The 20,627-nt window shown below is 63.9% G+C and carries 21 protein-coding genes and 1 other RNA gene; 14 read left to right on the top strand and 8 right to left on the bottom strand.

Annotated features, from left to right (window positions below; translation table 11 throughout):
* Positions 1 to 193: 193 nt before the first annotated feature.
* The 11 genes from ssrA to K6T56_01400 all read left to right on the top strand — a co-directional run bounded on the left by ssrA (position 194) and on the right by K6T56_01400 (position 9,137).
* Positions 194 to 557, top strand: a transfer-messenger RNA (tmRNA) gene (ssrA, locus tag K6T56_01450).
* A gap of 174 nt (positions 558 to 731) precedes the next feature.
* Positions 732 to 1,967 (top strand): integrase arm-type DNA-binding domain-containing protein, encoded by a 1,236-nt coding sequence (locus K6T56_01445; protein MCL6555006.1) that lies wholly within the window; start codon positions 732 to 734, stop codon positions 1,965 to 1,967.
* A gap of 57 nt (positions 1,968 to 2,024) precedes the next feature.
* Positions 2,025 to 2,348 carry a type II toxin-antitoxin system RelE/ParE family toxin gene (locus K6T56_01440; protein MCL6555005.1) on the top strand — a complete coding sequence of 108 codons (324 nt, stop codon included), beginning with the start codon at positions 2,025 to 2,027 and terminating at the stop codon, positions 2,346 to 2,348.
* Positions 2,345 to 2,635, top strand: coding sequence for a helix-turn-helix domain-containing protein (locus K6T56_01435; protein ID MCL6555004.1), 291 nt, complete (start codon positions 2,345 to 2,347; stop codon positions 2,633 to 2,635). Before K6T56_01440 ends, K6T56_01435 begins: the two co-directional genes overlap by 4 nt.
* A gap of 105 nt (positions 2,636 to 2,740) precedes the next feature.
* A complete protein-coding gene (locus tag K6T56_01430) occupies positions 2,741 to 3,391 on the top strand; it encodes a hypothetical protein (GenBank protein ID MCL6555003.1) in 651 nt (216 codons plus the stop codon).
* A 146-nt stretch (positions 3,392 to 3,537) separates the two neighbouring features.
* A complete protein-coding gene (locus K6T56_01425; protein ID MCL6555002.1) occupies positions 3,538 to 3,738 on the top strand; it encodes an AlpA family transcriptional regulator in 201 nt (66 codons plus the stop codon).
* A 12-nt stretch (positions 3,739 to 3,750) separates the two neighbouring features.
* Positions 3,751 to 6,054 carry an AAA family ATPase gene (locus K6T56_01420; GenBank protein ID MCL6555001.1) on the top strand — a complete coding sequence of 768 codons (2,304 nt, stop codon included), beginning with the start codon at positions 3,751 to 3,753 and terminating at the stop codon, positions 6,052 to 6,054.
* Complete coding sequence (locus K6T56_01415; GenBank protein MCL6555000.1) at positions 6,051 to 7,070, top strand: hypothetical protein; 1,020 nt, start codon at positions 6,051 to 6,053, stop codon at positions 7,068 to 7,070. Before K6T56_01420 ends, K6T56_01415 begins: the two co-directional genes overlap by 4 nt.
* 9 nt (positions 7,071 to 7,079) lie before the next feature.
* Positions 7,080 to 7,781, top strand: coding sequence for a hypothetical protein (locus tag K6T56_01410; GenBank protein MCL6554999.1), 702 nt, complete (start codon positions 7,080 to 7,082; stop codon positions 7,779 to 7,781).
* An 83-nt stretch (positions 7,782 to 7,864) separates the two neighbouring features.
* On the top strand, positions 7,865 to 8,275 hold the full coding sequence (locus K6T56_01405; protein ID MCL6554998.1) for a hypothetical protein: 411 nt from the start codon (positions 7,865 to 7,867) through the stop codon (positions 8,273 to 8,275).
* Positions 8,276 to 8,465: 190 nt separating this feature from the next.
* Positions 8,466 to 9,137 carry a hypothetical protein gene (locus tag K6T56_01400; GenBank protein ID MCL6554997.1) on the top strand — a complete coding sequence of 224 codons (672 nt, stop codon included), beginning with the start codon at positions 8,466 to 8,468 and terminating at the stop codon, positions 9,135 to 9,137.
* A gap of 385 nt (positions 9,138 to 9,522) precedes the next feature.
* Here K6T56_01400 and K6T56_01395 read toward each other — a convergent pair whose 3' ends face one another.
* The 8 genes from K6T56_01395 to K6T56_01360 form a co-directional block, all read right to left on the bottom strand.
* Positions 9,523 to 10,071, bottom strand: coding sequence for a diguanylate cyclase (locus K6T56_01395; protein MCL6554996.1), 549 nt, complete (start codon positions 10,069 to 10,071; stop codon positions 9,523 to 9,525).
* Between the two features lie 17 nt (positions 10,072 to 10,088).
* Entirely contained in the window at positions 10,089 to 10,571 is a 483-nt protein-coding gene (locus K6T56_01390) for a CBS domain-containing protein (GenBank protein ID MCL6554995.1), read from the bottom strand.
* Positions 10,480 to 11,190 (bottom strand): ABC transporter ATP-binding protein, encoded by a 711-nt coding sequence (locus K6T56_01385; GenBank protein MCL6554994.1) that lies wholly within the window; start codon positions 11,188 to 11,190, stop codon positions 10,480 to 10,482. Before K6T56_01385 ends, K6T56_01390 begins: the two co-directional genes overlap by 92 nt.
* Positions 11,187 to 11,951 carry an ABC transporter ATP-binding protein gene (locus K6T56_01380; protein ID MCL6554993.1) on the bottom strand — a complete coding sequence of 255 codons (765 nt, stop codon included), beginning with the start codon at positions 11,949 to 11,951 and terminating at the stop codon, positions 11,187 to 11,189. Before K6T56_01380 ends, K6T56_01385 begins: the two co-directional genes overlap by 4 nt.
* Positions 11,948 to 12,994 carry an ABC transporter ATP-binding protein gene (locus K6T56_01375; GenBank protein ID MCL6554992.1) on the bottom strand — a complete coding sequence of 349 codons (1,047 nt, stop codon included), beginning with the start codon at positions 12,992 to 12,994 and terminating at the stop codon, positions 11,948 to 11,950. The genes K6T56_01380 and K6T56_01375 overlap by 4 nt, the downstream gene beginning before the upstream one ends.
* Positions 12,991 to 13,977 carry a branched-chain amino acid ABC transporter permease gene (locus K6T56_01370; protein MCL6554991.1) on the bottom strand — a complete coding sequence of 329 codons (987 nt, stop codon included), beginning with the start codon at positions 13,975 to 13,977 and terminating at the stop codon, positions 12,991 to 12,993. Before K6T56_01370 ends, K6T56_01375 begins: the two co-directional genes overlap by 4 nt.
* Positions 13,978 to 14,069: 92 nt before the next feature.
* On the bottom strand, positions 14,070 to 15,293 hold the full coding sequence (locus tag K6T56_01365; protein MCL6554990.1) for a branched-chain amino acid ABC transporter substrate-binding protein: 1,224 nt from the start codon (positions 15,291 to 15,293) through the stop codon (positions 14,070 to 14,072).
* 142 nt (positions 15,294 to 15,435) lie between these two features.
* On the bottom strand, positions 15,436 to 16,437 hold the full coding sequence (locus K6T56_01360; GenBank protein ID MCL6554989.1) for a sodium:calcium antiporter: 1,002 nt from the start codon (positions 16,435 to 16,437) through the stop codon (positions 15,436 to 15,438).
* 143 nt (positions 16,438 to 16,580) lie between these two features.
* Here K6T56_01360 and K6T56_01355 point away from each other — a divergent pair, with 143 nt between their 5' ends.
* The 3 genes from K6T56_01355 (at position 16,581) to fdnG (ending at position 20,625) form a co-directional block, all read left to right on the top strand.
* Positions 16,581 to 16,916, top strand: coding sequence for a thioredoxin family protein (locus tag K6T56_01355; GenBank protein MCL6554988.1), 336 nt, complete (start codon positions 16,581 to 16,583; stop codon positions 16,914 to 16,916).
* Positions 16,913 to 17,470, top strand: coding sequence for a 1,6-anhydro-N-acetylmuramyl-L-alanine amidase AmpD (ampD, locus tag K6T56_01350; protein MCL6554987.1), 558 nt, complete (start codon positions 16,913 to 16,915; stop codon positions 17,468 to 17,470). Before K6T56_01355 ends, ampD begins: the two co-directional genes overlap by 4 nt.
* An 89-nt stretch (positions 17,471 to 17,559) precedes the next feature.
* Positions 17,560 to 20,625, top strand: coding sequence for a formate dehydrogenase-N subunit alpha (gene fdnG, locus K6T56_01345; protein ID MCL6554986.1), 3,066 nt, complete (start codon positions 17,560 to 17,562; stop codon positions 20,623 to 20,625).
* Positions 20,626 to 20,627: the final 2 nt, after the last annotated feature.

Below are 20,627 nucleotides of genomic sequence, written 5' to 3'. Positions count from 1 at the left end.
GTTGATGGGGCAAAATGCTCGCACATTCTGACCCACCTACCCGTTAATCAAAATTGCACTTCAAACTTGAATCCGCGGAACACGTTCAACAAATCCGGGGCGGATTATAGCAAAGTCCCGCCCCCCGCCGTCCAGGGTATAATCCCCCGGGAACTTTCCCCGCCGGGGGAAACCTAATACACCGACTTGCTTTGGGGGCGACCCGGTTTCGACGTGGGTTGCGAAGCAGTCAGGGCATACCGAGGGTCGGAGTACCTCGTTAATCCAGCCGAATCAAAGATAGTCGCCAACGACGAATCTTACGCTCTGGCCGCTTGAGGCCAGACGCTGCACCGGTCGGCCTGCGGGCCGGGCTGGGTAAAACCAGCAGCAGCGTCATAAACAGCAGGAAGTAAGCCCGGTCCACGCCGCGGGGACCGGGACGAAAATCCAGCGGATCGCCCGCAACCAGCCTGCCCGTCGGCGGGGTGCGGGTCAAAGCAAAAGACGAGGCTAAGTATGTAGAACTGGCTGTAGAGGACTCACGGACGCGGGTTCAATTCCCGCCGCCTCCACCACATACCATTCCGTAGCCTTCCGCCAACATCCGGAACCCCCTTCCAAGCCCGCGAAAATGCGGGCTTTTTTGTTCGCTGCCGTCCGAACTGTTCCGTTGCCATCCGCGAATTTTAGGGGTAGATTTTGGGGTATCTCGCCCCCCTTTGGGGTATCTGCCCGCGAGGAATCGAACAATGGCACGCAAAGCGACCCCATTGACCGACGCCGCGATCCGCAACGCGAAGCCGGCGGAAAAGACCCGGAAGCTGTTCGACGGCGGCGGGCTGTATTTGGAAATCACCCCATCCGGCGGGAAGCTGTGGCGCTTCAAATACCAGTTCGCCGGCAAGGCAAAGCTGCTCGCCGTGGGGCGATGGCCCGAGACTTCGCTATCCGCTGCGCGCCGGAATCGTGAGGAAGCGCGCGAACTGCTCGCCAGAGGCATCGACCCCGGCGAAGCGCGCAAGACCGAGAAGCTGCGCCAGAAAGCGCTGGCGGAGAACACCTTTGAAGCCGTAGCCCGAGAGTGGGACAAACGCTATCTCTCAACCCGCGCCGCGTCCCATCGGGACAAGGTGATACGCCGGTTGGAGGTGTATGTCTTTCCCTACCTGGGCCGCCGGCCGGTGTCTGACATCACGGCGCCGGAGATTCTCGCCTGTGTGCGGCGCATCGAGGCGGCAAACAAACTGGAGACTGCCCACCGCGCCCTGCAAGCCGTCGGCCAGGTGATCCGCTTCGCCATCGCCAACGGGCTGGCGGAAAGCGATCCGACCCCTGCCTTGCGCGGCGCACTGCCGCCGGTATCCCCTCGCCACATGGCCGCGCCGACAGACCCGGCGCGGGTAGGCGAGATTCTGCGCGCGCTGGACGCCTTCCAGGGTTCGCCCATCGTGGCGGCGGCAATCCGGCTGCTGCCGCTTGTCTTCTGCCGCCCTGGGGAGCTAATCACCATGCGCTGGGCCGATGTTGATTTGGAAGCCGCCGAGTGGCGTTACACCGTAACGAAGACCAAGGCCGAGCACTTGGTGCCTTTGAGTCGGCAGGCAATCGCAATCCTGCGTGATCTATTCCCGCTGACTGGTCATTTGCCGGGTGGCTGGGTTTTTCCGGGCGGACGAAGCCCGATGCAGCACCTTTCGAACGCGGCGATCAATGCCGCTTACCGGCGCCTGGGCATCGATACCAGAGAGGAACTGACGGGGCACGGCTGGCGGGCCGTGGCACGCACGCTGTTGCATGAGAAGCTGGGGTTCCCCGCCGAGGCCATCGAGCACCAACTGGCGCACCGAGTGCCTGACGCCTTGGGCAAGGCTTACAACCGAACGAAGTTTGCCGAGGTGCGCCGCAAGATGATGCAGGCATGGGCCGACTATCTCGACCGGCTGCGCGATGGGGCGGAGATTGTGCCGCTGAGGAAAAGCCTGTGACGCCGCAGCGCTACCAGACAATGGCGGCTGGACAGGCAATAGCAAAAAAGGCATACTATGAACCAATGGCATGTTTGGTTGCACCCGCTGGCTGCGAGCGAGCTTGACGCCCTGCCACCCGACTTGAGGGCGCGGTTTTGGCACATTGTCGAGCTTGTCGAGGCTTTCGGGCCGATGAAAATTGGGATGCCGCATATCCGCCCGCTGGAAAGCAAGCTGTGGGAGATGCGCATGCAAGGAAGAGACGGCAACGCGCGTGCCATCTATTTTGCAGACACTGGCCGGCGGCTGCTGGTCTTGCATGTCTTTACGAAGAAGACGAGAAAGACGCCGCGCGCCGCACTGGAAACGGCGCGCCGTCGCAAGGAGGAACTGGAATGAAACCGATACCGGCAAAGAAACTGATTGAGCAATGGAAGCGCGACCCGCAAGTGTTGGCCGAATACGAGGCGCAAGAAGCTGAATTCGCCATCGCGCGCGAACTGATTGCCGCCCGTATCCGCGCCGGACTGTCGCAAAGCGAAGTTGCCGAGCGCATGGGCACTACGCAAAGCGTGATAGCGCGGCTGGAAAGCGGCAAGCGGCTGCCATCCATGCGCACCGTGGAACGCTTCGCCAAAGCCGTGGGCGGGCGTGCCGTGCTGCGCATCGAGCAATCCATGCGCTGATACTGACAGAGTTTTGCCGCGCCTAGCCCGACGGGGCGAAAACCGGGGCACCCTTACCCGGCTGGCGCGGCATCCGAACATCAAGGGTTTGCGTGAAGGGGCGCAATGATGGACAGCAACGACAATCTGCAAAGCCGTCTGGATAGGATCAGACAGTGGAAAATCTTTGATATTGATTGGGCGCATTGGCGCAACATGGTCGTGGGGAGCATTGAAGATTTGTGCGCCCTCTCTGTGGGCGTTGATCCCGAATCCCCAGTTGCGCGCCTCCTGTTCGTGACGGAGCTGCTATTGCCGTCCCGGCAGAAAGAAACCGCCTACGAGAATATTGTGGAATGGATTAAGCGGGTGCGCGTGGCGAAGCGTCATGTTGCAGTTGGATTGCTGCCCATTGTGCAAACTGCCGCGCCCCCCGGCGAGCATGATCCCGATAAAGAGGCACAGAATAATCCTCACAAAATCTTTGTGAGGATTGCCGACTTCGTAGCCTGGGCGACTTCGCTACCTGACCCCTGGGAACTGCCAGAAGAAATGAAGCGCATGGGGTCGCATCCCGAAGAGCAAAAGAAATGGACGCCCGAAAAGCTGGCCGAGCTTCGGGCCTTTCGGGACGAGCACGGCACAAAAGCCGCCGCCAAAAAATTCGGAATCTCGGAAGCGAGAGTCCGTCAGCTGTTGCCAAAGGAACCGCCCTCGCAAATCGCATCTGCCTTGCTGATGCCAGAAAAGCGCACGATGCGCAGGCGTAAGGCCTAACGCCCACCACCTAACGCCCCTGCCAAAGCCTTGATTCCATGCGGGTTTGCCGCATGGCGGGGCGATATGTTGACCGCAAGCCCCCTTGCGGCCCCAATATCCAGAGCCATGCAGGAATTTCCCTGTGTTCGCAAGGAGAACCAAGCATGGCTATGGAGCAAACCGTCATCCTTCGTTTGCCTGAGCTGCGCAAGCGCATTGGCTTGAGCCGGTCGAGCATTTACGCACTTGTGAGGCAGGGGAAGTTTCCCCGCCCAATCTCTTTGTCTGCGCGCGCTGTAGGCTGGAGCCTGGCCGAGGTAGAGCAATGGCTGGCTGAGCGCGCCGCCAATCGCGTGAAAGCCTGAGGAGGGCTCGCCATGCTGCCAAATAAAAACGCCGCTCCCGGCTGGCACCAGGAAGCGGCGGAAGTCTCAACAACGCGCGATATTCTCCCACACTTTGCCGCCGCGATGCAATCGGCCGGCATCACCCCGCCCGGTGAGATTATCCCCGATGGGCGATTGCATCGGTTTTCAAGCAACGGCGAGCGCGGCGACGATGCCGGCTGGTATGTGCTCCACGCCGACGGCATCCCAGCCGGCGCATTCGGCGACTGGCGGAGCGGCATTTCTGGGGGATGGCGCGCCGATCTGGGCCGCCGCTTGACCCCGGCAGAGGAAGCCGAAGCCCGCCGCCGCATCGAGAAGGCGAAGGCCGAGGCCGAAGCCGAGCGGCAGAGACGGGCAAAACGCGCCGCTGCCTTGGCCGCCGCCATCTGGAAGGCGGCATCCCCTGCCAGTCCAGACCATCCCTATCTGAAGCGCAAGGGCGTTGCACCCACCGTAACCCTGCGCGCATTGCATGCGACGGAATTCACCCGCCACGCCGGGTATGCGCCCCAAGCACGCGGCGAGACGCTGGAGGGGGTGCTGCTCATTGCGCCGGTGAAAGGGCACGAGCATAACCCGGCGACATTGGAACTGATCGATGAGCAAGGGCGCAAGGCGGCGCTGGCCGGTGGCATCAAGGCCGTCGGGTATTGGGCAACCGGCCCGCTGCCATCATCTGGCCGGGCAGTGCTCGCCGAAGGGATAGCAACGGCTTTGAGCATCGCCGCCGCCCTGGGCGAGCCGGTGGCGGCTGCGCTATCGGTTGGGAATCTCAAGGCCGCCGCTGAAACCATCCGCGCCAATCATCCCGGCGTTCAGATTGTGGTCGCCGCAGACTTGGGCGAAGAAGGCCGACCCCATCCCGAAGCGGTCAAGGCCGCCCAAGCGCTGCGCTGCCCCTTGGCTGCCCCGCCTGCCGATCTTGGCAAGGGTGGCGACTTCAACGACCTGCACGCCCGGGATGGGCTGGAGGCGGTGCGCGCATGCATCGAGGCCGCCGCGCCGCCGGTAGGGCCTGCCGTGAGCGAAGCCGCCATGCTGCGGGACGTGATCCTGACCAGGGCGTCCGACATTGAACCCGAGCCGATAACCTGGCTGTGGCATGGCTGGCTGGCGGCGGGCAAGATGCACATCCTGGCGGGCGCACCAGGCACTGGCAAAACGACGATTGCCTTGTCACTGGCCGCAACGATAACGAGCGGTGGGCGTTGGCCGGATGGCACCCGGGCGGAGCCTGGGAACGTCACAATCTGGAGCGGCGAAGACGATCCCGCCGACACCTTGATTCCGCGCCTGGCGCTGATGGGCGCTGATCTGAGCCGGGTTTTCTTCGTGGGCGATGTTTTGGAAGGCGGCGAGCGGCGCGCGTTTGACCCGGCGCACGACATCGAGCCGTTGCGCCGAAAGCTGGCTGACGTTGGAAACGTCCGGCTGCTGATCGTAGACCCCATTGTTTCCGCCGTGGCCGGCGATTCGCACCGAAACGCCGAGACGAGGCGCGGGTTGCAACCCCTGGCCGATCTTGCACGGGCTGCCCGCTGCGCGCTGCTGGGCATCACGCATTTCACCAAAGGAACCGCCGGGCGCGAGCCGGTGGAACGCCTGAACGGCTCAATCGCCTTTGGCGCGCTGGCGCGCATTGTGATGGTGGCCGCCAAGCGCAAGGAGGAAGGCGAAGACGGGCGCACCGTTCGGGTTTTGTGCCGCGCCAAGGCAAACAATGGGCCTGATGACGGCGGGTTTGAGTATGGGTTGCAGCAGGCCGAACTGAAAACGCACCCCGGCATCTTTGCATCTGGTGTGCTGTGGGGGAACGCCATAGAAGGCGCGGCGCGCGAACTGCTCGCCGAAGCTGAGGCCGACCCCGACAACGAAGGCGGCACCCTGGAGGAGGCAAAGCGGTTTCTTGCCGATCTGCTGGCCGATGGGCCGCTGCCGGTCAAGGCGATCAAAACCGACGCCGACGGCGCCGGGTTTTCCTGGGCGACGATCCGCCGGGCGCAGAAAGCGCTGGGGGTTGAGGCCAGGAAAGAGGGGGGCGCGTTCGGGGGCAAGGGGGCGGTTTGGAAGTGGTATCTGCCACAAGGTGCTCAAGATGCCACAAGGTGCTCAACCCAAAATGTTGAGCATCTTGTGGAAGGGATGAGCATCTTGTGCGAAGCCCCCCCACAAGGTGCTCAAGATGCCACAAGGTGCTCAACAAAAAAAGGTGAGCATCTTGTGGAGGGGTTGAGCATCTTGTGCGAAGACCCCGAAGCGGGCGACCTGGACGAAGGAGAGGCGGAGGTATGAACCCAGCGACCATCATCCGCGAGGCGCAAGCTGACGGTGTGAGGCTGGCGCTTTCCCCTGCTGGCACCATCAAGGTGACCGGCAACAAGGCGGCGCTGAAGCGCTGGCTGCCGGTGATCCGTGAGCGCAAGCCCGACCTGCTCGCCTACCTGTGGGCCGAGATGCTGCGGGAGCACTACGAGGAACGCTCCGGCATTCTTGAGCACGACGGCGGGCTGCCCCGTGCCGAAGCCGAGGCATCTGCCCGTGCTTCAACCGGGCTGCTGGCCCGCAATATGTGCCTGCCGTGGGCTGCCCTGCGGCTGGCCTTCAATGATCCGGCCTTGCCGGATTCCCCCGACCCCGTGAGCAAACCGCCCTACGGCCTGCCCGCGTGGTGCCTGAGCCCTGACCGTAAACCCTGCAAACAAGGAAAACATCATCAAGGAGCATCAACCATGAGCCTGAACTTGTCCGCCGATATGCAAACCTTTGAACTGCCCCCATCTGGAAGCCTGCCCGCCCGCTGCTGTCATGTGATCGACCTTGGCACCCAACCCGTGGAATTCCAGGGCGAGCGTAAGCACGTCCGCAAAATCGCCATTGCATGGCAACTGGACGAGCGCCGGAGCGATGGAACGCCGTTCACCTTGAGCCGCCGTTTCACGGCAAGCGTGCACACAAAGTCCGCCCTGCGCGCCTTCCTTGAGGCGTGGCGTGGCCGCCCCTTTACGCCGGAGGAGCTAGCCGGTTTCAACCTGCGCCGCCTGATCGGTGCGCCCTGCCTGCTCAACATCGTGCACGCCGAGAGAAGCGGCAACACGTTTGCCGAAATCCGATCCATCGCCCCGCTGCCCAAGGGCATGACCCCGCCGCCTGATGTTGCCGATCCGATCATCTTTGATATTGACGACCCCGACACCTGGCCGGCCTTTGACCGGCTGAGCAAACGCCAGCAAGAGGCCATCGAGGCAAGCCCGGAATGGAAAGGCCGTCAAGCCAGGAGCGAACCCGAAGATTGCGACGTTGCCTTTTGAGGGGATGCCATGCTGACCATCGACATTGAAACTATCCCCGGCCAGAGCGACGAGGCCCGCGCCATCGCCCGCGCCGAGACGAAAGCCCCCGGTAACCTGAAAAAGCCCGAGAGCATCGAAGCATGGTGGGCTGAGCACGGCGAAGCCGCCGTAGAAGAAGCATGGCGCAAGCAAGCGCTTGATCCGGCCCTGGGTGAGCTTTGCGCCATCGGGTTTGCCTTCGGCGAAGACTCCCCCGCTGTGTCCGTAGTGCGCCGGCTGGATGAGGCGGAACGCGACTTTCTCAAGCGCGCCATATCGACCATCCACGCCGCGATTGAGATGGATGGCGGCGAATTCTGGCACGAAAGCCGCCGGCCGTTCCTGATCGCCCACAATGCCCCGTTTGACTGCGGATTCCTGCGCGCCCGCTGCTGGGCAAATCGCATCCATCCCCCGCGCTGGCTGCCCAAGCCCGATGCCCGCCTGGGGCGCGACTACGGCGACACCATGCAAGTTTTCGCGGGATACGGCGGCAAGGTGAGCCTGTCCAAGCTGTGCCGCGCCCTGAACATTCCCGACCCGAAACAAGGGGGCGATGGGCGCGACGTGCTGGCGCTGTGGAAGGAAGGCCAGCATGACGCGTTGGCCGCCTATAACCGCGCCGATGTGGAGGCCGTCCGCGCCTGCTGGCTGGTCATGACATTGGCCGCAGATTGCGAGGTAGTTTAATGGGCGGCGGGTGCATCCTTGGGATTGACCCCGGCCTATCCGGCGCGCTGGCATGGCTGCGACCAACCGGCGAGGTGATCGACGTGGCCGACCTGCCCATCCTTGATGAAGGCCCGCGCCGTAAGAGTATCGACGCCGCGCGGCTGGCCGCCCTGCTCAAACACCACCCCATCGCCCGCGCCGCCATTGAGGCCGTGCATGCGAGACCGACCGATAGCAAGGTGAGCGCTTTCACCTTTGGCCGCAATCTTGGCGCACTGGAAGCCGTGGTGTTGGCATCCGGTATCCCCCTTGATCGCGTGCACCCCATCACGTGGCGGCGGTTGGCCGGCCTGCCCGCCGGCGTATCCAAGGAGGCCAGCATCGCCGCCGCTTTGCGCCTGTGTCCATTGGCCCGGCCCTTCCTTGACGGCAAGGCCGCCCGCCATGACCGCGCCGACGCCATCCTGATTGCCCTATGGAGTGCCCGACATGCCCAAAGTGCCAACACGTGATTCCGAGGCCGCGCGGGTCCTTCCTACTCTTTCCCCACGCGGGTAATGCGAACCGCAGACGGCCGGGAGTGTAGCGACTCGAAACATCCTCAACAGACTGGGTTACGCCATGACGACTAGGCTTGACGGTGACAAAACCCCGCTTTCGCCCCTTGGACTCGACCACGCCGAGCTTCGATCTGGCCTGCGCGTGACGCGCGCGCAGTTCGCGCGGATGATGGGCACGAGCCGCCAGGCGGTCACCACGTGGGTGAAGAGCGGCAAAATCACCATTGGAGCCGATGGGCGCCTTGATCCACGGGTGGCCGTTGCGCAGCTGCTCCGCCACTCCGACCCGGCCAGGGTGCGGGCTAAAGTGCTTGCGCCTTTGATTGGGGAGCTGAGCGCCCTGCACCATCGCGTTGCCGAGCTGGAGGCCAAGCTTCAATCTGCGCTGGAGGATGCCGCCTTTCACGAGGGCGCGGCTGCCGAGCTGGAGGCCAAGCTTCAATCTGCGCTGGAGGATGCCGCCTTTCACGAGGGCGCGGCTGCCGAGCTGCTGGCGCAGCAAAAGGCGCTGCTTGGCCACTTGGACGCGGAGCGCGCAGCCCTTTCTGCACTAAGCGGCGGCGAAGTCGTGGCCGCCGTGGAGGGCTGGCTGCGCCGGGCTTGGGAGGAAGGGCGGTTCGATCCATCGAGGCCATTGCTTGGGCAGGGCGCGGAACTGGAAAGCCAGTTCGCCGAGGAAGCCGACGCCCGTTTTGCCGAGGCCTTCGGCGATGATCGCGCGCCGCTCATGGACACCGAAGGCCCCATGCCGGGTAACACCGAGGGCAACACTGAACAAACCTTTTTGCGCCCAAGGTATAGCGAGCGCTATTGACCCATGCCGGGTAACACCGAGGGTAACACTGAACAAACCGGCGGTTCGTTTAGCGTGGCGACATCCTACGCCTTGGGCCCGCTGCGCTGCGCAGCAAGAGCCGGCGGGACGAGGCCATCGCGCGGCTGGAGGCCGCCCGGCTGGCGGCGGGGCCATCGTGATCGAGCGCGCCTACCGAGAAAATTTAGGGGTAGATTTGGGGGTAGATTGAAAATCCAGTGCTCACGACAGCGCCAAAATCAATGCCTTGGCGAATTTGTTTGAGGGACGCCGCCACCATTTTCCGCAAACCCCGTGGCCGCACACCTGCGGCCCGGGGTTTTGCTTTGTGGGGACGTCCCTTCGCCACGGGGGCGCGGGGCCTTTGGCCGCCTCCTGTCCCACCTCAGCTCCTTTTCTCTGGGCGTCTGCGCTCGACGAAGAGCACATTGGCGGGGAGAATGCCTTGGGCGGCCTGGCGCTGGCTCAACTTTTTGGCCATTTTCTTCGCCTCGGTGGCCGCCGCGGCCACCGAGCGGTGGGAATCGTACATCCCCGGCAGCACCCGCACGGCACCGATGGTCAGGGCCGAGACGGGATGGAAGACGCGGTTGCCCTGTCGGTCCTCGGCGTTGATGCCCCCCTGCTGCCAATCAGCGGGCCGATAGAACGCCGGCAGAGCAGTGGCGAAGCTGCCAAACAGAGCCGCGACCCGTTTTTCCCAGTCTGGGTCGGCCCACAGCACGATGAAATCATCACCCCCGATGTGTCCGACGAAGTCATCGGGATGGTGGGTGTGCCGCCGCAGGAGCTCCGCCACCATCCGGATCATTTCGTCCCCTTCGACAAACCCGTACACGTCGTTGTAAGCCTTGAAGTGACTGATATCCACGTAGCCGACGACGAAAGGCAGGGAACGCGCGAGGTACTGCTCGATGCGGTCGTTAATGGGCACGCTACCCGGCAGGCCCGTCAGGGGGTTGGCATAACGCGCCGCCTCGAGCTGCACCTCGACGAGGGTGCGCAGGAGAGCCTGGCCGTCCCCATCCCCACATAACGTCCCCCGTCGTCGACGATGACGAAAGGGCAGCCCAGTTCCGTGAGGTCCAGAGTCTGGAAGTAGCGCGTCAGTTCGTGGATCGTGGTCTGTGCCGCGACGATGCGGCCTTTCGCCACGTAATGGCCGCAGGAGCGCCGGCCGAACAGTTCATGGCGGTAGGGCCGGGAAAAATCCTCGAGGAAACGCTGGCGGGCGATGAGACCAATGGGCCGGCGGCCGTCATCCACCACCGGAATGGCGGTCAGACCCGCATCGGTGAGAAAACGCCGGCCGGCTTCAAGGCAGGAGACGGTCGGGCGGATGTCACTCGCCCAGATACGCCGCGCGCACGCGGGGGTCGGCGAGGAGGTTTTGCGCGCTATCGGCCAGGGTGATGCGGCCGCTTTCCATGACATAGCCGCGGCCACAGGTGTGGAGGGCAAGCCAGGCGTTCTGTTCCACGAGGAGAATGGTCACCCCTTCGGCGGCGATGGTGCGGATCACCTCGAAGACTTTCTCCACCATCATGGGTGCAAGCCCCATCGACGGTTCGTCGAGGAGCAGTAGCCTGGGCCGCCCCATCAGGGCGCGGCCGATGGCCAGCATCTGCTGCTCGCCGCCGGAAAGCGTGCCGGCAAGCTGGCGGCGCCGTTCGGCAAGCCGCGGCAGCAGCGCATAGACATGTTCGAGGTCGGCGGCGATCCCTGCCTGGTCGTCGCGATGATAGGCGCCCATCAGCAGGTTCTCGGCGACGGTCAGGCGACTGAACACACCGCGGCCTTCCGGCACCAGGGCAAGCCCCAGCCGGATCAGGGCGTGGGCGGGCAGCCTGTCGAGGCGGGTGTGGCGATAGTGGATTTCCCCCTCGCTGGGGATCATGCGCGCAAGCGCCTTCAGGGTCGAGGTCTTGCCCGCGCCATTCGCCCCGATCAGACAGACCATCTCCCCTTCCTCGACGGCGAAGGAGACGCCCTTGACGGCAGCGATGCCGCCGTAGTGGACGGCGAGATTGGTCACGGTCAGAAGCGCACTCATGCCGCGCCCCCGAGGTAGGCGGCGATGACCTTGGGATCCTTCTGCACCACGGCGGGCACGTCCTCGGCGATTTTTTCACCGTAGTCGAGCACGGCGACACGATCGCAAAGCCCCATCACCAGTTTCACGTCGTGCTCGATCAACAGCACGGTCACGCCATCCTCGCGCAGGCCGGCGATCAACTCCCGCAGGGCTGCCGTCTCGGTGGCGTTCATACCGGCGGCGGGTTCGTCGAGGGCGAGGAGTTTCGGTTCCGTGGCGAGCGCCCGGGCGATTTCCAGGCGGCGCTGCTCGCCGTAGGAAAGATGCCGGGCGAGGTCATGGGCGCGGTGGCCAAGATCCACGTAGTGCAAAAGTTCCTCCGCGCGGCGGCGGATGGCGCGCTCCTCCTCCCGCTGCGCCCGGGTGCGCAGGATGGCACCGAAGACGCCGGCACGGGTGCGCAGATGCCGGCCCACCATCACGTTTTCCAGCGCCGTCATGTTGCCGAAGAGGCGGATGTTCTGGAAGGTGCGGGCGATGCCAGCGGCAGCGACGCGGTGCGGGCTGGACAGGTTAAGCGGCCGGCCATCGAAGCGCACCTCCCCGGCATCGAGCGGATAAAGACCGGTGAGCACGTTGAAGAAGGTAGTCTTGCCGGCGCCGTTGGGGCCGATCAGGCCATAGATTTCACCGCGGCGGATGGTGAGCGAAATGTCCTTGAGCGCCTGCACGCCGCCGAAACGCTTGCTGACATGGCGCGCCTCAAGGAGCACGCTCATCGATCCGCCCCGCTCATCTCCCGCCGGTGGCGCGCTTCCGGCCACAGGCCGGCCGGTCGCAGCCGCATGGTGAGCACCAGGGCCATACCAAAGAGCAGCATGCGCAGCACTTCGGGATCGATCAGCATGCGGCCGAACATCGCGCGTTGCAGGGGCTCCACCGAGTAACGCAAAAGCTCGGGGACGAAGGAAAGCAGCAGCGCGCCGGCGATCACGCCCCAGACATTGCCCATGCCCCCCAGCACCACCATCGCCAGGATCATGATGGATTCGTTGAGCACGAAACTTTCCGGACTGATGAAGCCTTGGATGGCCGCGAACATGCCGCCGGCAATGCCGCCGAAGGAGGCGCCCATGGCGAAGGCGAGCAGCTTGATGTTGCGGGTGTTGATGCCCACCGCCTTGGCAGCGATCTCGTCCTCGCGGATCGCCACCCAGGCGCGGCCGATGCGGGAATCCTGCAGGCGCAGATTGACGATGATGACACCAAGCAGCAACAGCAGGAGGAGGTAGTAATACTTCACCGGGCCGGTGAAGTCGAGGCCGAGAAAGTGGTCGGTGGCGCGGAAATCCAGTCCCCCGATCTTAAGCCCGTCGATGCGCGTGATCCCCTTCGGCCCATTGGTGATGTTGAAGGGCGCCGAGAGATTGTTCATGAAGATGCGCACGATCTCGCCAAAGCCTAGGGTGACGATCGCCAGATAATCGCCGCGCAGGCGTAAAGTCGGCGCGCCCAGCAGGGCGCCGGCGATACAGGCAAACAGGGCGCCTAAGGGCAGAATCACCCAGAAGGGCAGATGCAGGTCGAAGTGCGGCGAGGCGAGCAGCGCCCAGGTATAGGCGCCCACCGCATAGAAGGCGACATAGCCGAGATCGAGCAGCCCCGCCATGCCGACGACGATGTTGAGCCCCAGGGCGAGGAAGACGAAGAGGATGGCCAGGTTGGTGATGCGCACCCAGGCGGTGCCGATCTGGGTCAATACCAGCGGCAGCAGCACGAGCGCCGTGGCCACCAGGATGAGGCCCAGGGTGCGGCGTTTCATGCGCGCTCCGCGACGCGTTCACCCAAAAGCCCCGAGGGGCGGAAGACGAGCACGAGGATCAACACCAGGAAGGCAAACACATCCTGATAGTTGCTGCCGAAGAGCACCAGGTGCCCCTCCGCGCTGCAGCGCTCGGAAAGCATCTGGCCGATGAGGGGCCAGCGGCAGAGATCGGAGACCTCGCTGATGTAACCGGTGCCGAGGGCCTCGACGATGCCGAGGAGCACCCCGCCCAGCATCGCCCCGGCGAGGTTGCCGATACCCCCCAGCACGGCCGCGGAAAACGCTTTGAGGCCCAGGGTGAAGCCCATGGTGTAATGGGCGATGCCGTAATAGGCCCCCACCATCACACCCGCCACCGCGCCCAAGGCCGCACCGATGACGAAGGTGGCGGCGATCACCCGGTCGGCATCGATGCCCATCAGGGCGGCGATGCGCACGTCCTCCGCGGTGGCGCGCATGGCCACGCCGAACTTCGTGCGATAGACGAACCAGGTGAGGCCGCCCATGAGCACCCAGGCGAGGAGAATGATGATGATCTGCACCGTGCTGATCGCTGCCCCGCCCAGGGTGAAGCTCGTGTTTTCAATGATCTGGGGAAAGGCGAGGGGATCGCGTCCCCAGATGAGGAGCGCGATGTGCTGCAGAATGATGGACATGCCGATGGCGGTGATCAAAGGTGCGAGCCGGGGTGCATGGCGCAGGGGTCGGTAAGCGAGGCGCTCCAGCAGATAGCCGATGGCCATGCAGACAGGAATCGCGGCGATGACGCCGCAAACGACGATGAACGCGGGAGGCAGGTTGGCACCCAGGAGCGCCATGATCACCGTGAAGGCGACCATGGCCCCGATCATCACCACCTCGCCATGGGCGAAATTGATCAACTGGATCACGCCATAGACCATGGTGTAACCCAGGGCGACGATGGCATAGACGCTGCCGGTGGTCAGGCCGTTGATGAGCTGTTGCAGGAGGATGTCCACGGCCGCGTATTATAAAGGAGCCGCAGCCACGGCACCGCCGGGTTTCCACCAAGGTAAAGCCGATCGGTGCCGCAGCGCCCGGACGAAGAGTCTTATTTTGCGGCGGACCTAACAGCGTATTCGTCGAGGGTCAGCGACTTGTCGCCTTTGATGATGGCCAGTGGCGTGACCTTGCCGCCCTTCATGGTGAAGATGGTCATCTCGGCGTCCTTGCGGTCGCCTTTTTCGTCGAATTCGATGTGGCCGGAGGCGCCGTCGTAGCGGATGGCGGCAAGCACCGGCAGGTATTTGGCCGGATCGGGGGAATCGGCCTGCTTCATCGCCTCGATCAGCAGCCACGTGGCATCGTAAGTGAAGGGCGAATAGAGGATGGGGGCCATGTTGAAGCGGGCCTTGTAGGCGTCGAGGAACTTTTTGCCCGCCGCCTGCACGGGGATGCCGGCCTGGGAGCAGATCAGCCCTTCGGCGGCAGGGCCCGCAAGTTCCGCCATCTTGTCGGTGCAGGCGCCATCACCGAAGCCGAAGGTGGCCTCGATCTTTAGCTCCCGCGCCTGCTTGATGAGCGGCCCGGCGGTGGCATCCATGCCGCCATAGAAGACGACATCGGGCTTCTTGCCCTTGATCTTGGTCAGCACCGCTTTCCAGTCCACCGTCTTGTCGGTGCCCTTCTCCCGCGGCAGCACCATCACGCCGGCGGCCTTGAGGGTTTTCTCCACCTCGTTGGCCAGGCCCTCGCCATAGGCGGTGGCATCGTCGATCACCGCCGCGACCTTGGGTTTCACCGTGGCCAGCAGATAATTGGCCACCGCCGGGCCCTGCTGGTCATCACGGCCGACAACGCGGAAGACATTTTTGAACCCCTGCTCCGTGAGCGCCGGATTGGTCGCCGAGCCGGAGATCATGGGAATGCCGGCCTGGTTGTAGATCGCCGAAGCAGGGATGGTGGTCCCGGAGTTGAGGTGGCCCACCACCCCGGCGACCTTCGCATCCACCAGCTTCTGCGCCACCGTGTTGCCGATCTTGGGATCGGCCTGATCGTCCTCGGCGACAAGCTCAAACCTGACCGGCGCGCCGCCCAGCCGGATGCCGGCGGCGTTGGCTTCCTCCACCGCCAGACGCGCACCGTTCTCGTTGTCCTTGCCCAGGTGGGCGATGCCACCGGTCAGCGGCCCGACATGGCCGATTTTCACGGTGAGGGTCTGGGGCGCAGCCGGTTGGGCGGCGGGTTTGGCGGCTTCCTCCTCTTTCCTGCCGCAGCCAAAGAGCGCCACGGCAACGGCAAGGGAGGCAAGGCAGGCTTTCGCAGAAACGTGCATGGAGGGCTCCCTCTGGTTGTCAGGTTTTTCGGTTGCCAATCAATTAATATACCCCTTGCCGCCCGTTTCTCAAACGCGGCAGAGGGGGCCCCCTGGCGCCTTCTCCCGGGGCAAGGGCCGCTGAAGGACCCGCCCCCGCTCCTTACGCCAGGGCGATGATGAGGTAGAGGAGATAAAGCGAGCCGTTGACCCCGAGATGCCACAGACGCAACTGGCCGCGGGTGAGCATCAGCCGCAACCAGAGCGCGGCGCCGAAGGTAATCAGCACCCCCGCCAGCACGGCACGATCCGGCCCCCAGGGGGTGAGGGTGATACCGATGGCGGGCAAAAGCGTGCCCTGAAACACCATGGCGCCGGTGATGTTGCCAAAGGCCAGGGTGTCCTTGTGGCGCCGGATCCAGAGGATGCTGTTCACCTTTTCCGGCAATTCGGTGGCCACCGGAATGATGAGCAGGGAAAGGAGCAGGGGCGAGATGCCCATGAGGCGCGAAGCCTCCTCCACACCATGGATGAACCCCTTGGCACCGCCCACCAGAAGGACGAGGCCAAGGGCGAGCTGGAAGAGGATGGTCACCATGTGCTCCGGCAGCCCCAGCCGGGCAAGGAACATCTTTTCGTGGGCCTCGGTGCCGTGACCATTTTCCACCAGCTGGGCCGAGGCGCGGAAGGTAAGCATCAGATAGATGAAATAGAGGGTGACCAGGCCGGCCGCCATGGTCCCCCGGACAATGGCCTCCTCGGGGGGCAAGAAGAGAGCGATCGCGGCAAAACCAAAGGCGAGAAGAAACGTGTTGAGGTCGCGCATCAGCCCCGAGCGCTCCGGGGTGAGACGGCCCTTGAGCCCGCGGCGTTTCAAAACCGCCAGGCCCATGAGAAAGAGGGAAAGGGTGGAGAGCATGAGGGGGGCGCCGAGGATCGCACCCACCCCGATTTGCTCGTTCACCGCCTGATTGGCAGTGCCGGCGAAGATGGCCAGAAGCGGCACCAGGGTTTCCGGCAGCGCGGTGCCCACCGCGGCGAACACCGAGCCGGTGACCCCTTCGGAGATGCGCAATTTTTCCCCGAGATGCTCCAGGGCATTGGTGAAAATCTCCGCGGCGACGAGGATGACGATAAGGGCAAGGAAAAGCTGGACAAAAACCATGGCGGCCACCGGTGGACAAAGCCGCGATTATCCCAGATTTTGCGTGACCTCCTCCCATCGCCCCTTCCCTGCTTCCCCTCTCTTGAAGCCAAGTCAAAGACGCGCTGGCCGCCGGCAGCCAAAATCTGGGATGATAGTGGTGTATGCTGCGCCCCCTCACGGAATTCGACTATCACCACACCCTGGCCGCCACACCGGGCATCAGTCTCGTGCTCTTTACGAGCCCCACCTGTGGCGCCTGCCGGGTGGCGGAGCAACACCTTGCCTGCGCCGCGGCGGAACTGGGCTGTACCTGCTTCCGCGTCGATGTGCAGGAAGCCACGGGGCTTGCCCGCGCCTTCGACATCTTCCACCTGCCCACCCTGTTTCTCTACCGCGACGGGCGTTTCCATGCGCTGCTCAGCAGCCTCCTCACCGGCGCAAGCCTGCGCCGGGCGGTGGACGAGGCGCTGGCCGGCCTCCCGGAGGAGGAGCCGTGAAGAATTTCGTCATCGACGAAACCGGCTGGGTGGAGGGGGTCTGCCGGGTGCCTTCCCCCAATTTCGATGCGCGGCCGGAAAACGAGGTGGTGAGCCTCATCGTCATCCACAACATCAGCCTGCCCCCAGGGGAATACGGCGGCCCTGGCATTCTGGAACTTTTCACCAACCGCCTCGACCCGGATGCCCATCCTGCCTATGCACCCCTGCGGGGGCTGCGCGTGTCGGCGCATTTCCTCATCCGGCGCGGAGGGGAACTGATCCAGTTCGTCTCCACCCACGACCGCGCCTGGCACGCAGGGGTGTCCTGCTTCCGCGGGCGGGAACGCTGCAATGATTTCTCCATCGGCATCGAGCTGGAAGGCACCGATTTCGAACCTTTCACCTTGGCCCAGTACGAAACCCTCGACGGGCTGCTGCGGGCCTGCGCCAAAGCCCACCCCATCACCGACATCACCGGCCACGCCCACATCGCCCCCCAACGCAAGACCGATCCGGGACCCTTTTTCGACTGGTCCCGCCTGCCCTCCTCCTTCCGCATTGTGAAATCGTGATTTGAACCTTGCAAAATCGCCGCGCTGTGCTAAACGGAAAGAATCTGGGCTCCGCTCTGGAGCGCCAGGCAAAACAATCAGGAGGCAACATGAACATCACCAGGCGCCAGTTCTTCCGGATCTGCGCGGCGGGGGTGGGCAGCGGCAGCATTGCCGCTCTGGGCTTCGCCCCCGGCAACGCCCTTGCCGAGGTCCGTGAGTTTAAGCTCACCCGGGCCACGGAAACCCGCAACACCTGCCCCTACTGCTCGGTAAGCTGTGGGGTGCTCATCTACACCCTGGGCGATAAAGCCAAGAATGCCCACGGAGCGGTCATCCACATCGAGGGGGACCCGGACCATCCCGTCAACCGCGGCACCCTCTGCCCCAAGGGCGCCGGTCTGCTCGACTTCGTGCGCAGCGAAAACCGGCTGCTTTATCCCGAATACCGCGCCCCGGGCAGCCGGGAATGGAAGCGCATCTCCTGGGATGAGGCTTTCAGCCGCATCGCCCGCCTGATGAAGGACGACCGCGACAAGAACTTCATCGAGAAGAACGCCGACGGGCAGACCGTCAACCGGTGGCTGACCACGGGCTTCCTCGCCTCCAGCGCGGCGTCCAACGAAACCGGCTGGCTGTCGGTCAAGTTCGCCCGCAGCCTCGGCATCGTTGCCCTCGATACGCAGGCACGCATCTGACACGCGCCAACGGTGGCAAGTCTTGCCCCGACGTTTGGGCGCGGTGCGATGACCAATCACTGGGTCGACATCAAGAATGCCGACCTCATCCTGATCATGGGCGGTAATGCCGCCGAGGCGCACCCCTGTGGTTTCAAATGGGTGACGGAAGCCAAGGCGAAACGTGGCGCCAAGCTGGTGGTGGTGGACCCCCGCTTCACCCGCTCGGCCGCGGTGGCGGATTTCTATGCGCCCATCCGCCCCGGCTCGGACATCGCCTTCCTGGGCGGGGTCATCAACTACCTCTTGAGCCACGACAAAATCCACCACGATTACGTCAAGCACTACACCAATGCGTCCTATCTGGTGCGGGAGGACTTCGACTTCAAGGACGGCCTCTTCTCCGGCTACGACGCGGAAAAACGCACCTACAACCGGGATAGCTGGGACTATGCCCTGGGCGCGGACGGCTATGTGCAGGTGGATGAGACCCTGCAGCATCCCCGTTGCGTCTACCAGCTCATGAAGAAGCACTTCGAGCGCTACACGCCGGACATGGTGAGCCGGGTGTGTGGCACGCCGAAGGAGGACTTCCTCAAGATCTGCGAGCTCATCGCCAGCACCAGCACGCCCGACCGGGTGATGACCATTCTCTACGCCCTGGGTTGGACGCAGCATTCCAAGGGCTCCCAGATCATCCGCGCCATGGCCATGATCCAGCTTCTGCTGGGCAACATCGGCCGTCCCGGCGGTGGCGTGAACGCGCTGCGGGGCCATGCCAACGTGCAGGGCATCACCGACATGAACCTGGTCACCAACGTGATGCCGGGTTATCTGCGGCTGCCCGCGGACAAGGAGCAGGAGTTCAAGGCCTTCCTCGAGGCACGCGCCCTCAAGCCGCTGCGGCCCAACCAGATGAGCTACTGGCAGAACTTTCCCAAGTTCTGGGTTTCTTTGGCCAAGGCCTTCTACGGCAATGCGGCGACCAAGGAGAACGACTTCGCCTACCAGTGGTTCCCCAAGATCGACAAGCCCTACGACGTGCTGCACATGTTTGAACGCATGCACAACGGGCAGATGAACGGCCTCATCGTCCAGGGCTTCAACCCCCTGGCCGCCGTCTCCTGCGTGCAGAAGGTGCAGGAAAGCCTGGCCAAGCTCAAGTATCTGGTGGTCATCGATCCCCTGGCGACGGAGACGTCCGAATTCTGGCGCGACTATGGCGAATACCACGAGGTCGATCCGGCCAAGATTCAGACCGAAGTCTTCCGCCTGCCGGCCGCCTGTTTCGCCGAGGATACCGGCTCCTTCACCAATTCCGGGCGATTGCTGCAATGGCACTGGAAGGCGGTGGAACCGCCAGGCGAGGCGAAAAGCGACACCGCCATCATCGCCGGCATCTTCACCCGTCTGCGCGAGCTCTACCGCAAGGAAGGCGGTACCTTTGCCGATCCCATCCTCAACCTGAGCTGGGCCTACGCGAAAGCGGATGACCCCTCACCGGAAGAGCTGGCCAGGGAGTTTTCCGGCAAGGCCCTTGCCGATGTGGTGGACCCCAAGGACCCCACCAAGGTGCTGGCCAAGGCCGGGGAACAACTGGCGGGCTTCGCCCAGTTGCGGGACGACGGTTCCACCAGCTGCGGCAACTGGCTCTATTGCGGGGCGTGGTCACAGGCGGGCAACCTCATGGCGCGGCGGGACAACAGCGATCCTTCGGGCCTGGGCTTTTACCTCAACTGGGGTTTTGCCTGGCCGGCGAACCGGCGCATCCTCTACAACCGCGCCAATGCCGACCCCGCCGGCAAACCCTGGGATCCCAAGCGCAAGACCATCGCCTGGGATGGCACGAAGTGGAGCGGCTTCGATGTGCCGGACATGCGGCCTGACGCCGCCCCGGAGGAGAACGTGGGGCCCTTCATCATGAATCCGGAAGGCGTGGGCCGTCTGTTCGCTCTCAAGGGCATGGCCGAGGGTCCTTTCCCCGAGCACTACGAACCCTTCGAGACCCCGCTGGCTGCCAACCCCTTCCATCCCAACAACCCGCAGGTGGTGAGCAATCCGGCAGCCCGCATCTTCAAGTACGACCGGGAGCGGCTGGGCAAGGCCGACAAGTTCCCGTACGTGGGCACCACCTACCGCCTCACCGAACACCAGCACTACTGGACGAAGAGCGTGCGGTTGAACAGCATCGTCCAGCCCTCGCAGTTCGTCGAGATCGACGAAGAGCTGGCGAAGGAAAAGGGCATCCGGCATGGGGATACGGTGAAGGTGGTCTCCAACCGCGGCTACATCCGCGCTGTGGCGGTGGTCACCAAACGGTTGCGCCCCCTCATGGTGGATGGGCGCAAGATTCACACCGTGGGCGTGCCCATCCACTGGGGCTTCGTCGGCGTGGCCCAGAAGGGCTTTCTCGCGAACCGGCTGACGCCCTTCGTCGGCGATGCCAATGCACAGACGCCGGAATTCAAGGCGTTCCTGGTCAACATCGAGAAGGCATGAGG

The sequence above is a fragment of the Burkholderiales bacterium genome (assembly GCA_023511995.1).
Taxonomy (GTDB): Bacteria; Pseudomonadota; Gammaproteobacteria; order Burkholderiales; family Thiobacteraceae; genus Thiobacter.
The sequence above is the reverse complement of the archived record's forward strand: the minus strand, read 5'-3'. Positions and strand labels throughout refer to the sequence as shown.

Excerpts from the sequence above, each read along its gene's own strand:
- K6T56_01445 (MCL6555006.1), top strand. The coding sequence starts at position 732 with ATGGCACGCAAAGCGACCCCATTGACCGACGCCGCGATCCGCAACGCG.
- K6T56_01355 (MCL6554988.1), top strand. The coding sequence starts at position 16,581 with ATGCTGCGCCCCCTCACGGAATTCGACTATCACCACACCCTGGCCGCC.
- K6T56_01390 (MCL6554995.1), bottom strand. The coding sequence starts at position 10,571 with ATGTCATGGAAAGCGGCCGCATCACCCTGGCCGATAGCGCGCAAAACC.
- K6T56_01425 (MCL6555002.1), top strand. The coding sequence starts at position 3,538 with ATGGCTATGGAGCAAACCGTCATCCTTCGTTTGCCTGAGCTGCGCAAG.
- K6T56_01410 (MCL6554999.1), top strand. The coding sequence starts at position 7,080 with ATGCTGACCATCGACATTGAAACTATCCCCGGCCAGAGCGACGAGGCC.
- K6T56_01380 (MCL6554993.1), bottom strand. The coding sequence starts at position 11,951 with ATGAGCGTGCTCCTTGAGGCGCGCCATGTCAGCAAGCGTTTCGGCGGC.
- K6T56_01430 (MCL6555003.1), top strand. The coding sequence starts at position 2,741 with ATGATGGACAGCAACGACAATCTGCAAAGCCGTCTGGATAGGATCAGA.
- K6T56_01385 (MCL6554994.1), bottom strand. The coding sequence starts at position 11,190 with ATGAGTGCGCTTCTGACCGTGACCAATCTCGCCGTCCACTACGGCGGC.
- K6T56_01440 (MCL6555005.1), top strand. The coding sequence starts at position 2,025 with ATGAACCAATGGCATGTTTGGTTGCACCCGCTGGCTGCGAGCGAGCTT.
- K6T56_01435 (MCL6555004.1), top strand. The coding sequence starts at position 2,345 with ATGAAACCGATACCGGCAAAGAAACTGATTGAGCAATGGAAGCGCGAC.
- K6T56_01365 (MCL6554990.1), bottom strand. The coding sequence starts at position 15,293 with ATGCACGTTTCTGCGAAAGCCTGCCTTGCCTCCCTTGCCGTTGCCGTG.
- K6T56_01360 (MCL6554989.1), bottom strand. The coding sequence starts at position 16,437 with ATGGTTTTTGTCCAGCTTTTCCTTGCCCTTATCGTCATCCTCGTCGCC.
- K6T56_01415 (MCL6555000.1), top strand. The coding sequence starts at position 6,051 with ATGAACCCAGCGACCATCATCCGCGAGGCGCAAGCTGACGGTGTGAGG.
- K6T56_01420 (MCL6555001.1), top strand. The coding sequence starts at position 3,751 with ATGCTGCCAAATAAAAACGCCGCTCCCGGCTGGCACCAGGAAGCGGCG.
- K6T56_01375 (MCL6554992.1), bottom strand. The coding sequence starts at position 12,994 with ATGAAACGCCGCACCCTGGGCCTCATCCTGGTGGCCACGGCGCTCGTG.